Annotated in this window: 9 protein-coding genes; 8 read left to right on the forward strand and 1 reads right to left on the reverse strand. The window is 35.4% G+C overall.

Translation table 11 applies throughout. From position 1 onward, the window contains the following. Positions 1 to 98 precede the first annotated feature (98 nt). The 6 genes from mnmG (at position 99) to deoC (ending at position 7314) form a co-directional block, all read left to right on the forward strand. Entirely contained in the window at positions 99 to 1970 is a 1872-nt protein-coding gene (gene mnmG, locus L6469_RS08910; protein ID WP_006282773.1) for a tRNA uridine-5-carboxymethylaminomethyl(34) synthesis enzyme MnmG, read from the forward strand. 142 nt (positions 1971 to 2112) lie between these two features. After that, the gene (locus L6469_RS08915; protein ID WP_027453214.1) at positions 2113 to 2643 is read left to right on the forward strand and encodes an adenine phosphoribosyltransferase; all 531 of its coding nucleotides are present in this window, start codon (positions 2113 to 2115) and stop codon (positions 2641 to 2643) included. Positions 2644 to 3483: 840 nt separating this feature from the next. Beyond that, positions 3484 to 5313, forward strand: coding sequence for an excinuclease ABC subunit UvrC (uvrC, locus tag L6469_RS08920; RefSeq protein ID WP_006282775.1), 1830 nt, complete (start codon positions 3484 to 3486; stop codon positions 5311 to 5313). Positions 5314 to 5444: 131 nt separating this feature from the next. Beyond that, on the forward strand, positions 5445 to 5897 hold the full coding sequence (gene dtd, locus L6469_RS08925; protein WP_006282776.1) for a D-aminoacyl-tRNA deacylase: 453 nt from the start codon (positions 5445 to 5447) through the stop codon (positions 5895 to 5897). Positions 5898 to 5920: 23 nt separating this feature from the next. Then, entirely contained in the window at positions 5921 to 6244 is a 324-nt protein-coding gene (locus L6469_RS08930) for a nucleotide pyrophosphohydrolase (protein ID WP_006282777.1), read from the forward strand. 143 nt (positions 6245 to 6387) lie between these two features. Further along, positions 6388 to 7314: a deoxyribose-phosphate aldolase gene (gene deoC / locus L6469_RS08935; protein ID WP_027453217.1), complete on the forward strand. Its 927-nt coding sequence runs from the start codon at positions 6388 to 6390 to the stop codon at positions 7312 to 7314. Between the two features lie 122 nt (positions 7315 to 7436). On the opposite strand, the gene L6469_RS08940 is transcribed toward deoC, so the two are convergent. Continuing rightward, the gene (locus L6469_RS08940; RefSeq protein ID WP_006282779.1) at positions 7437 to 8414 is read right to left on the reverse strand and encodes a polyprenyl synthetase family protein; all 978 of its coding nucleotides are present in this window, start codon (positions 8412 to 8414) and stop codon (positions 7437 to 7439) included. Positions 8415 to 8502: 88 nt separating this feature from the next. On the opposite strand from L6469_RS08940, the gene polA reads away from it, so the two are divergent. Both polA and ychF read left to right on the forward strand, forming a co-directional pair. Beyond that, positions 8503 to 11265, forward strand: a complete 2763-nt coding sequence (polA, locus tag L6469_RS08945; RefSeq protein WP_006282780.1) for a DNA polymerase I — start codon at positions 8503 to 8505, stop codon at positions 11263 to 11265. 77 nt (positions 11266 to 11342) lie between these two features. Further along, complete coding sequence (gene ychF / locus L6469_RS08950; protein ID WP_006282781.1) at positions 11343 to 12446, forward strand: redox-regulated ATPase YchF; 1104 nt, start codon at positions 11343 to 11345, stop codon at positions 12444 to 12446. Positions 12447 to 12456: the final 10 nt, after the last annotated feature.

Below are 12456 nucleotides of genomic sequence, written 5' to 3' on the forward strand. Positions count from 1 at the left end.
CACTGCAAAAATACTATATTTTGATGATAAATCAAAGTTTTTTATAAAAAAATCAAATTAAAATTCTTACTTTTGCCAAAAAATAGGAAACAACAATCATGAAATTTAATTATGACGTCATTGTCATCGGTGGTGGGCACGCTGGGTGTGAAGCTGCAGCTGCTTCTGCAAACATGGGAGCCAAGACATGTCTAGTAACAATGGACATGAACAAAATTGGCCAGATGAGTTGTAATCCTGCCGTTGGTGGTATTGCAAAAGGACAAATTGTTCGCGAGATCGATGCCCTCGGTGGTCAAATGGGTCTTGTTACAGACAAGACAGCCATCCAGTTTCGTATGTTAAACATAGGAAAGGGGCCTGCTGTGTGGAGTCCACGTGCACAATGTGACCGTGGAAAGTTTATATGGGAATGGAGAACTGTTTTGGATAACACTCCAAACTTGAAAATTTGGCAAGATCAAGCCGACAAACTGCTCGTCGAAAACGGAGAAGCTATTGGCGTGCATACTATCTGGGGGGTAGAACTATATGCCAAGAGTATCATTGTTACTGCTGGTACATTTCTCAATGGTCTGATGCATATCGGACGTAAAATGGTAGAAGGTGGACGTTGTGCCGAACCAGCTGTTCATAATTTCACAGAAAGCATTACTCGATGGGGTATAACATCTGCAAGAATGAAAACAGGTACTCCTGTACGAATAGATAAGCGTTCCGTACATTTTGAAGACATGGATGTTCAAGATGGAGATTCTGATTTTCATCAATTTTCTTACATGGGCCCACATCGCGTACTGCAACAGTTACCATGTTGGACAACCTATACAAATAAAGAAGTACACGATACATTGAAAGAAGGTCTTGCAGACTCTCCACTTTTCAATGGTCAAATTCAAAGTACAGGGCCACGTTACTGCCCTTCTATAGAAACCAAACTTGTAACTTTTCCTGACAAAGAACAACATCCCCTATTCTTAGAGCCAGAAGGTGAAGATACAAACGAAATGTACTTGAATGGTTTTTCTTCTAGCATGCCGATGGATGTGCAATTGAATGCCATTCGTAAAATTCGAGCATTCCGTGATGTAGAAATCTATCGTCCAGGTTATGCCATCGAATATGATTATTTTGATCCTACACAACTCAAACATTCATTGGAATCCAAGATTATCAAAGGGCTTTTCTTTGCTGGTCAGGTAAACGGAACCACAGGTTATGAAGAAGCAGGAGGTCAAGGTACCATAGCAGGTATAAATGCGGCTATTTACTGCAATAATGGTGAACCATTTATCATGAAACGAGATGAAAGCTATATAGGTGTTCTTATCGATGATTTAGTAACAAAGGGTGTTGATGAACCTTACAGAATGTTTACATCACGTGCCGAATATCGCATTCTCTTACGTCAGGATGATGCTGATGCACGACTAACAGAAAAAGCATACCACTTAGGTATTGCTAAAAGAGACCGATATGATTGGTGGATACAAAAGAAACAAGCTGTCGATGAATTAATACAATTCTGCGAACAAATGCCAATCAAAGCAAAGGATATCAATTCTCAGCTTGAAGCACTTGGCACCACCCCACTTCGAGCTGGCTGTAAACTTATAGATCTCATTGCACGCCCACATCTTAATCTGCAAAATCTTGCCGAAATTATTCCTGCCTTAAAGGAAAAACTTCATATGCCAGAAAATAGAAAAGAAGAGATTGCAGAAGCTGCTGAAATCAAGATGAAATATAAAGGCTACATAGAGCGAGAGAAAATAGTAGCAGAAAAAATGCATCGATTGGAAAATATCAAGATTAAAGGTAGATTCAATTATGCAGAACTTCATGAAATTTCTACTGAAGGACGCCAAAAACTCACCAAGATTGATCCAGAAACGTTGGCTCAAGCAAGTAGAATACCAGGCGTTTCTCCGAGTGACATCAACGTATTATTAGTTCTCCTCGGCAGATAATGTTTCACGTGAAACAATTTATAGAAACAAAATACTGTAACTGACTGAAATAGGAATAATTAGAAAAACAAAAGATATTACTACTTCAAGCCAATAAAACGTGTTTCACATAGTAAATACTAGAGATAAAAATAAAACAAAAATGAACGAAAAGCTATTATTAGACAATCTGCGTTGCATTCCAGATTGGCCTATCAAAGGGGTTAATTTTAGAGATGTAACAACACTCTTCAAAAGTGCAGAATGTGTGAAAGAAATTTGCGATGATATGTACGAGCTTTATAAAGATAAAGGGATAACTAAAATCGTTGGAATCGAAAGCCGCGGCTTTGTAATGTCATCAGCTCTTGCTATACGTCTTGGCGCCGGAATAGTTCTCTGTCGTAAACCAGGAAAGCTTCCTTGTGAAACAGTACAGGAGAGTTATGCCAAAGAATATGGTATGGACACTATTGAAATTCATAAGGATGCCATCAATGAAAACGATGTAATCCTACTCCATGATGATCTACTAGCTACAGGTGGAACTATGAAAGCAGCTTGTCAACTTGTTAAGAAATTCCATCCTAAAAAAATATATTGCAATTTTATCATTGAATTAGAAAGCGAATTTCCAAATGCCAGAAAAGAATTTGGAGATGACATTGAAGTATCCTCTCTCCTAAAATTCTAAAATGATAGTACAAGCAATTAGTTATAAAAACTAGCTATAAGGAATAATAAATGGCCAACTATATAAAAAGTTTGGCCATTTATTTTGTAGCATACTTAGAAATCAATCTATTCTACGTAATATTAAAATACAATTTAAATAATCTTCAAAAAAAACATTTAGAGAAGATTCAAATACAAACCGACATTTACAAAAAACTCTAATCAAGATCTCACTAGTTTTAGTACCCTATTAAACATACAAGAAAATATAGCACACGAATAAATTATCAAAATTATACGTTTTAGCAAAAGCTAAAATAAGCGCAGGACAAATAAGAAAAACCAAAACATTCTATTTATACATTGTTGTTATAAATAGAAACGTGTTTTAAAAAAACTACATTCAACAAGTATTATACATACTTAATTAAACTTTGATATATTTGTAGATAAGAATTCTCATATCTTTTGTAACTATTAGTACTTATATAATAAAAATAATATTAACACCTAAAATTCAATAATCAACTACAACATTTAAGATAAAGCAAATCAAAATTATCACTTGCTTTAGTGATATCAATCTACGCCACAATATTAAGCGTACAAATGCCTAACTTAAATTTTACTATAAACAAGACACACAAAAAAAAGCATGCTATCATATAAATAATAATCCATAAAATACTGTTTATTCACTAATTTTATGATATATAACTTTCTACTTTAAATTAAAATTATTATCTTTGTTTAAGCGTGCCAAACATATACTTTTAAGTACTACACACGTCACATAACGTTAACGTTTCACGTGAAACAAGATAAAGTAAAGTTCCTATAAATAAACGGTTTACGAAAAATGACTAAAGAAGAAAATGAGAAAAGAGTCACCTATCTCAAGAATATTGTTTTAAACATGCCAGAGAAGCCTGGAAGCTATCAATTTTACGATAGTGAAGGAACTATTATATATGTAGGCAAAGCTAAGAAACTAAAAAGTAGAGTTTCTACTTATTTTCACAAAGAAGTAGACCGATTTAAAACGAAAGTATTAGTCAGCAAAATACATAATATATCATATACCGTGGTTAATACTGAAGAAGATGCCCTTTTACTAGAAAACAGCCTGATCAAGAAATATAATCCAAAATATAATGTACTTCTAAAAGATGGGAAAACCTACCCTAGTATTTGCGTTACCAACGAATATTTTCCTCGTATTTTTAAAACTAGAACAATAAATAAAAAATTCGGCACATACTATGGTCCATATCCTCATATTACAAGTATGTATGCTGTATTAGACATCATAAAAAAAGTATATAAACCACGTACTTGCCGCTTTCCTATTACTAGAGAAGGTGTTTTACAGGGCAAATATAAGCCTTGTTTGGAATACCACATACACAATTGCGGAGCACCCTGCATCAATAAGCAGTCATATGAAGATTACCAAGAAAACATACGACAAGCGCGAGAAATATTGAAAGGAAACACTCGAAAAGTAGAAGAGTTTCTTTACCATCTCATGCAAAAAAATGCTGAATTATTAAAATTTGAAGTTGCAGAAAAATACAAGAAGAAATACCTTCTTCTTAACGATTTTGTAGCAAAAAGTGAAGTCGTAAGCCATACAATAGACGACGTTGATGTATTTACTATTACAGATGATGATAATCATAAGAACGCATATATCAACTATATTCACGTCAAAAATGGTACCATTAACCAAAGTTTCACATTCGAATATAAACGTAAATTAGACGAAACTGATGAGGAATTACTGATTACAGCTATTCCAGATATTCGACAACGTTTTCATAGTCAAGCTAAAGAAATTATCGTTCCTTTCGAAATGGAATGGAAAATTAAGAATGCAGAATTCTTTGTTCCACAAAGAGGCGATAAACACCACCTGCTAGAATTATCTGAAATGAACGGAAAACAGTATAAATTCGATCGACTTAAACAAGCAGAAAAACTTAATCCTGAACAAAAACAAACACGACTCATGACCCAGCTTAAAAAGGCTCTTAAACTCGATAAGCTACCATATCACATAGAATGCTTTGATAACTCCAACATATCGGGTTCTGATGCCGTAGCAGGATGCATTGTATATAAAGGTATGAAACCATCACGCAAAGACTATCGCAAATACAATATCAAAACCGTTGTAGGCCCAGACGATTATGCATCCATGCAAGAAGTAGTTCGACGAAGATACACAAGAATGGTGGAAGAGAAAACTCCACTACCCGACCTAATTATAACGGATGGTGGAAAAGGACAAATGGATGTAGTAAGACAAGTTATAGAAGGTGAACTACATCTCAACATACCAATAGCAGGTTTGGCAAAAAATGATCGTCACAGGACAAACGAATTACTTTATGGTTGGCCACCACAAGTAATAGGAATCAAGACAGATTCCGAACTGTTCCGTGTACTTACTCAAATACAAGACGAAGTACACCGATATGCAATAACATTCCATCGAGACAAACGAAGTAAACATGCATTACACAGTGAACTAGATGATATCAAAGGATTTGGTCCAAAATCAAAAGAACTAATTTTGAAAAAGCTAAAAACAGTAAAATCGATAAAAGAAGCTGATATCCAGAAACTTACGAGTATACTCGGCCCTTCAAAAGCGGAAATATTATACCATCATTTTCATGAATAATTAACAAAAAGAAATATAAGTAGTAACTTAACCAAATAACATATAAAAAGAAAACCCTAAAATCGAAATAAATTCGTATATTTGCAAGGTTATAGTAATACGAAAAGACGCAAGTACAAAATAAATAAAAAATGAGAATAGTAATACAACGTGTTTCACACGCTTCCGTAACTATCGAAGGACAAGTTAAATCATCTATCGGAAAAGGGTATCTTATTCTACAAGGAATTGAAGAAGGCGATACAGAAGAAGATATAGAATGGCTTGTAAAAAAGGTAAAGGGACTACGTATTTTTGATGATGAAAATCATATCATGAACAAGTCTATTATGGATGTTAACGGAGATATAATTGTCGTCAGCCAATTCACACTCATGGCAAGCTACAAGAAAGGAAATAGACCAAGCTGGATAAAAGCTGCCAAACATGAAATCTCCATCCCACTCTATAATCACTTTGTAAAGCGCTTAAGCGAAGAGATAGGTAAACCTGTAGGCACAGGTGAATTCGGAGCAGACATGAAGGTAGAATTACTTAACGATGGACCTGTGACGATATGTATGGATACCAAAAATAAAGAATAAATAATATAACTCAAATAAATAATATGACTATACAAGAGGCACAAGAAAAAGTAGATAAATGGATCAAAACCTATGGTGTAAGATACTTCAATGAGCTCACCAACATGGCTTGTCTTACAGAAGAAGTTGGTGAACTAGCCCGTGTTATAGCAAGAAAATATGGAGACCAAAGTTTCAAAGAGGGAGAAAATACTAACCTTGGAGAAGAAATGGCAGACATATTATGGGTATTAATCTGTCTTGCCAATCAAACAGGAATAAATCTCACTGCTGAACTCCAAAAAAGTTTCGACAAAAAAACAAAAAGAGATTCTGAAAGACATCTCAACAATCCCAAATTAAAATAAAAGCAAAATATTAAAAGTCATTTTACAACTAAAAAATAATATACGAGTGATAACACTCATCAATTAAAGTAATCAGAAATAAAAAAATCATAAAATTAAATATTATGGAACTAGGAAAAAAAGGTAATATTACAGACCAAGTAATGAAGGATAAGGCCAATTCTGAAAAGGCTAAGATTCAAGAATTAAGTATATACGATCAAGCTTTAGCAAAGTATAATACTGACATCAAAGATGAAGATATCAAAGCTGCAGTAGAAGACATTATTGCTAATAAAGTAGCAGAAAATGATACTGTTGAGGTAAAGAAATTCCTCTTTGGCAGTGTCGAACTTACTTCACTCAACACAGCCGATACAGAAGAGAAAATCTTGGCAATGGTAGAAAAAGTAAACAGTTTCGCTCACGATTACACAGATATGCCACACGTTGCTACTGTAGTCACCTATCCTTCTTTCACCAAATTGGTACGCAATACACTTGAAGTAGATGGTGTAAATATCGCTAACGTAAGCGGTTGTTTCCCTTCATCACAGGCCCGCATGGAAGTAAAAGTAGCAGAAACAGCTTTGGCTATTCAGGATGGTGCTGATGAGATAGATATCGTTATGCCTGTTGGTAAATTTCTTAGCGAAGACTATGAAGGCGTAGCTGAAGATATTATGGAATTAAAGTCTACCTGCGGCGAAGAAATACCTATGAAAGTAATTCTTGAGACTGGCGATTTACTTAACTGCAGCAACATAAAGAAGGCTTCAATACTATCTATGTATGCTGGTGCAGACTATATTAAGACCTCTACAGGTAAAGAAAAGATTTCTGCTACTCCTGAAGCCGTTTACGTGATGTGTACAGCCATTAAAGAATATTTTAAAGAAACTGGCAATAAGATTGGTTTGAAGCCTGCTGGCGGCTTAAATACTGTCCAGGATGCACTTATATACTACACTATAGTAAAAGAAGTCTTAGGCAAAGAATGGCTTACTAACAAGATGTTCCGCCTTGGTACATCTCGTTTAGCTAATCTTCTCCTTAGTGCAGTACAGGGTAAAGAGGTTAAATATTTCTAAGCAGACCATCTTAACAAAACAAACTAAAATATTATAAAGGGTAAGATTGACTTAATCTTACCCTTTAATATAATATTTAGAAGCAGTTGTTATGTAAAAAAAATATTCTTACTATTCCATATTTAAAAGGAACGCTCACTAACATAATCAAGATATGCAGTAATAGATTTCTTAATTTCTGGATTAGTAACATATTCATCGATAAAAATCATACACTCTTCATGAAGTCTATCCATAATCTTATAAGCATAGTTTATACCACCATTTTCCTTTGTAAACTGCACTAATTGTGCAACTTCTTCATCAGTTACCGTATGATCTTTTACTTTATATGCCAACTCTAACATTTCCTTATTATCAGTAGAATTTAAAGCATATATAACAGGCAAAGTGAGCTTACCTTCAACCATATCATTACTAGTTGGCTTACCAATTTCCTTAGAATCATAGTAATCGAAAATATCATCACGAATCTGAAAAATAAGTCCAAGTTTTTTACCAAATTCGCGTGCAGCCATAGTATCTTCATGTGAAGCACCAGCTGATTCTGCACCAATAACAGCACAAGCTTCGAAAAGAGCAGCCGTCTTCATACTAATAACATCATAATAAGCATCTTCAGAAATCGTTCTATTCTGAATATTCGATAGCTGAAGGATTTCGCCATTAGATAAAGTTCTACCCAATTCTGATAAATACCTTACTATTACTTCTGAATGAGTATAAGAAACATAAAGCAAAGCTGTAGAAAGTAAATAATCACCTACTAACACTGCAACCTTATTATTATAACTTGCATTAACACTAGCCTGCCCTCGACGCTCATCACTTTCATCTACGACATCATCATGTACTAAAGATGCAGTATGAAGAAGTTCGAGACCAACAGCTGCATTCAAACTCACATCAGAAACTTTGCCAAAATTTTTGGCCATAAGTAAGATGAGCATAGGCCGCATACGCTTACCCGCACGTTGCTTAATATGATCAAGAACCTGCGATAAGAGTCCGTCAGTATGACTCAAAGACTGGTTAAACAAAGCTACAAAATCATCTAAATCAATAGAAATAGAAGATTTGATGAGAGATAAATAATCCATTACTTCGTGAAATTTGATACAAAATTAATCAAATAATCTCGATTTATGGTATTTTTTTAGTAATTTTACGGGATAATATAAAATTATAATGGAAAAATTATTTCTTTTAGATGCCTACGCATTAATATATCGCTCTTACTACGCTTTACTTAGAGCTCCTAGAATTAATTCTAAAGGGTTAAACACATCTGCCATTATGGGCTTTTGCAACACGCTCAACGAGGTATTGACAAAGGAAAATCCTACTTATATAGGAGTAGCATTCGATCATGGAAAGACTTTTAGACATGATGCATTTCCTGCCTATAAGGCTCAGCGAGAAGAAACTCCTGAAGATATTAAAGCCAGTGTCCCTATTATAAAGGATATATTACGTGCTTATAAAATTCCTATATTACAGGCTGATGGTTTCGAAGCAGATGATATTATCGGAACAATAGCTATTCAAGCTGGCGAAAAAGGTATCGACACATATATGCTGACTCCTGATAAAGATTATGGACAGCTCATACGAAAAAATGTAAAGATGTATCGCCCTCAACATGGTGGCGGATATGAAATTTTGGGCGAAAAGGAAATCGCTCAGAAATATGGTATCTCCTCCTCTACTCAAATTATCGATTTGCTTGCCCTCATGGGTGACTCTGCTGATAATTTTCCAGGCTGTCCCGGCGTAGGCGAAAAAACAGCTGCTAAATTGATTAACCAATTTGGCTCTGTCGAAAATCTTTTAAACAATACTTCTCAGCTCAAAGGCAAACTAAAAGAAAAAGTAGAAAACGCTGTCGAAGATATTAAGATGAGTTATTTCTTGGCTACTATCCGTACAGATGTTCCCACCGACATTAAAATGGAAGATTTAAAGCTGCAAGAACCTGATGCCGATAAACTTGATGAAATTTTCACTGAACTCGAGTTTAAGAGTTTCAAAAACAAAATTCTTAATAAATCAGAAAATAAGAAAAAAAATGCAATTCAAGAATTGGATTTATTTGCCGTAGAACAGACCGATGGTCAAACCATTTCTAAAAACGCGAGTTTTGAGACCATAAAAACACATTCTCATGAATACAAACTTATTGATAATGAAGAAGATAGTAAGATTTTATGTGACTTTTTATTGACATTTAAAAATCTCAGTCTAGACACAGAAACAACATCTACCAATGCTATAGACGCAGAATTGGTGGGTTTAAGCTTTGCTGTAGAAGAAAATAAAGCATTTTACGTTGCAATTCCTGCTGAAAGAGAAAAAGCTTTAAGAATAGTTAATATTTTTAAACCGCTCTATGAAAATAAGAAAATTCTAAAAATAGGGCAAAATATTAAATATGATTACGAAGTACTCTTGAATTATGATATTGAAATAAAAGGCAAAATGTTTGATACCATGATTGCACATTATCTTATCCAGCCCGAACTGCATCACAACATGGATTATCTAGCCGAAGTATTTCTTAATTATCAAACTATACATATTGAAGAGCTCATAGGTCCTAAAGGAAAGAATCAAAAAAATATGCGAGATCTCAACCCTAAGGATGTATATGAATATGCTGCAGAGGATGCTGATATAACATTGCGATTAAAAAATGTACTCGAACCAAAATTAGGAGAGGTAAAAGCCGAACACTTATTTTGGGAAATTGAGATGCCATTAATACCCGTTTTGGCTGACATGGAAAGAAATGGCATATGCCTCGATACCAATGCTCTACAAGAAACTTCAAAAGTTTTCACAGAAAGAATGCGCAAATATGAAGAAAAAATATACGAAGAAGCTGCTGAAAAATTTAACATATCTAGTCCAAAACAAGTGGGAGATATTCTCTTTGGCAAAATGCATATCATGGAAAAGCCAAAGAAAACCAAGACCGGTCAATATGTAACATCTGAAGAAGTTTTACAATCTATAAGGGCAAAAAATCCGATTGTTGAAAATATACTTAACTACCGAGGTATGAAGAAGTTACTAAGTACTTATGTAGATAATCTTCCTACACTTATCAACAAACGTACAGGTCATATCCACACTTCATTCAACCAAGCATTAACAGCTACAGGTAGACTTTCTTCTAGCGACCCTAATCTGCAAAATATTCCTGTGAGGACTGACGATGGCAAAGAAATACGAAAGTGTTTCATTCCAGAACCAGGATGTTTATTTTTTTCAGCAGACTATAGTCAGATAGAACTTCGCATTATGGCTCATCTCTCAGGCGATGAGAATATGATCGAAGCCTTTCGAGAAGGTTTCGATATTCATCGTGCGACAGCAGCTAAAATATGGCACGAAGAGATAGATAAAGTAACCGACAGTCAACGTAAGAAAGCAAAACAAGCCAACTTTGGTATCATTTACGGTATCACAACCTATGGTCTAGCCCAACGAATGAACATCAGTAATAGCGAAGCTAAAGACTTGATTACTGATTACTTTAAAACTTTTCCTAAGGTGCAAGCCTATATGGAAAAAGCAAAAGAAGCCGCTCGAAAAAACGGCTATGCAGAAACCATTTTTGGCCGTAGACGCTACTTAGCTGATATCAACTCACATAATGGTACAGTACGAGGCTTTGCAGAGCGTAATGCTATCAATGCCCCTATTCAGGGATCTGAAGCTGATATTATAAAAGTTGCCATGATTAAAATATGGAACCGATTCCGCCAAGAAGGTATTAAGAGTAAGATGATTCTTCAAGTACACGACGAATTAAACTTCTCAGTCTATCCAGAAGAAAAAGAAAAGGTAGAACAAATTGTAATACAAGAGATGCAAAATGCCTTCCACCTTGATGTACCACTCACTGCCGATGCAGGATGGGGTAATAACTGGTTAGAAGCTCATTAATTTGGCTGTTTCGAAATTATATTGTAATTTTGCATACTGAATTTTAACGTTAAAAATCAAAGATTTAAAATAAAAATATGGCTTTAAAATGTGGTATTGTAGGCCTTCCAAACGTAGGTAAGTCTACTCTATTCAATTGTCTGTCAAGTGCTAAAGCACAAGCAGCTAACTTCCCTTTTTGTACTATAGAACCAAACTTAGGTGTCATCACCGTACCAGATGAGCGTCTTAACAAATTGGCAGAAATCGTACATCCAGGACGTATTGTTCCTGCTACCTGTGAAATCGTAGACATCGCAGGTTTGGTTAAGGGCGCCTCAAAGGGTGAAGGTCTTGGCAACAAGTTCTTAGGTAACATTCGTGAGTGCGATGCAATTATTCACGTTATCCGTTGCTTCGACAATGACAACATTGTACGCGAAAGTGGAGCTCCTGTTGATCCATTAGAAGACAAGAGTATTATCGATACAGAATTACAGTTGAAAGATCTCGAAACCATCGAGTCTCAACTGGCTAAGCAGCAAAAAATAGCAGCATCAGGCAACAAAGACGCTAAAGTTCTTGTATCTGTACTCGAAGCTTATAAAGCCGTTTTGGAACAGGGTAAAAACGCACGCTCAGTAACCTTTGAGAGCAAGGAAGAGCAGCAGGCTGCCCATGATTTATTCCTTCTAACAACTAAGCCTGTTCTTTACGTAGCTAACGTAGACGAAAACAGTGCTAAAAATGGTAACCAATACTCTCAACTCGTAGAGAAAATTGCCGCAGAAGAAGGTGCTGAAGCCCTTGTTATTGCTGCAAAGACTGAAGAAGATATAGCAGGTCTTGAAACATACGAAGACAAACAGATGTTCTTAGAGGAACTAGGTTTGGAACAAAGTGGTGTTAACCGTCTCATTCAAAAAGCTTACAGCCTTCTTAACCTGCAGACCTTTATTACTGCAGGTGAAATGGAGGTAAAGGCATGGACATTCCACAAGGGTTGGAAAGCCCCTCAGTGTGCAGGTGTTATCCACTCAGACTTCGAAAAGGGCTTTATTCGCGCCGAAGTAATCAAGTATGAAGATTATATCCAGTATGGCTCAGAAAGTGCTGTACGTGAAGCTGGTAAACTCGGCATTGAAGGTAAAGAGTATATTGTTCAAGATGGTGATATCATGCACTTCCGCTTCAATGTTTAATACCTAGGCT

This window comes from Segatella baroniae B14 (assembly GCF_022024235.1).
GTDB classification, from domain to species: Bacteria; Bacteroidota; Bacteroidia; order Bacteroidales; family Bacteroidaceae; genus Prevotella; species Prevotella bryantii.

What these genes read in the sequence shown, in the direction of transcription:
- mnmG (WP_006282773.1), top strand. Translation starts at nt 99, where the DNA reads ATGAAATTTAATTATGACGTCATTGTCATCGGTGGTGGGCACGCTGGG.
- L6469_RS08915 (WP_027453214.1), top strand. Translation starts at nt 2,113, where the DNA reads ATGAACGAAAAGCTATTATTAGACAATCTGCGTTGCATTCCAGATTGG.
- uvrC (WP_006282775.1), top strand. Translation starts at nt 3,484, where the DNA reads ATGACTAAAGAAGAAAATGAGAAAAGAGTCACCTATCTCAAGAATATT.
- dtd (WP_006282776.1), top strand. Translation starts at nt 5,445, where the DNA reads ATGAGAATAGTAATACAACGTGTTTCACACGCTTCCGTAACTATCGAA.
- L6469_RS08930 (WP_006282777.1), top strand. Translation starts at nt 5,921, where the DNA reads ATGACTATACAAGAGGCACAAGAAAAAGTAGATAAATGGATCAAAACC.
- deoC (WP_027453217.1), top strand. Translation starts at nt 6,388, where the DNA reads ATGAAGGATAAGGCCAATTCTGAAAAGGCTAAGATTCAAGAATTAAGT.
- L6469_RS08940 (WP_006282779.1), bottom strand. Translation starts at nt 8,414, where the DNA reads ATGGATTATTTATCTCTCATCAAATCTTCTATTTCTATTGATTTAGAT.
- polA (WP_006282780.1), top strand. Translation starts at nt 8,503, where the DNA reads ATGGAAAAATTATTTCTTTTAGATGCCTACGCATTAATATATCGCTCT.
- ychF (WP_006282781.1), top strand. Translation starts at nt 11,343, where the DNA reads ATGGCTTTAAAATGTGGTATTGTAGGCCTTCCAAACGTAGGTAAGTCT.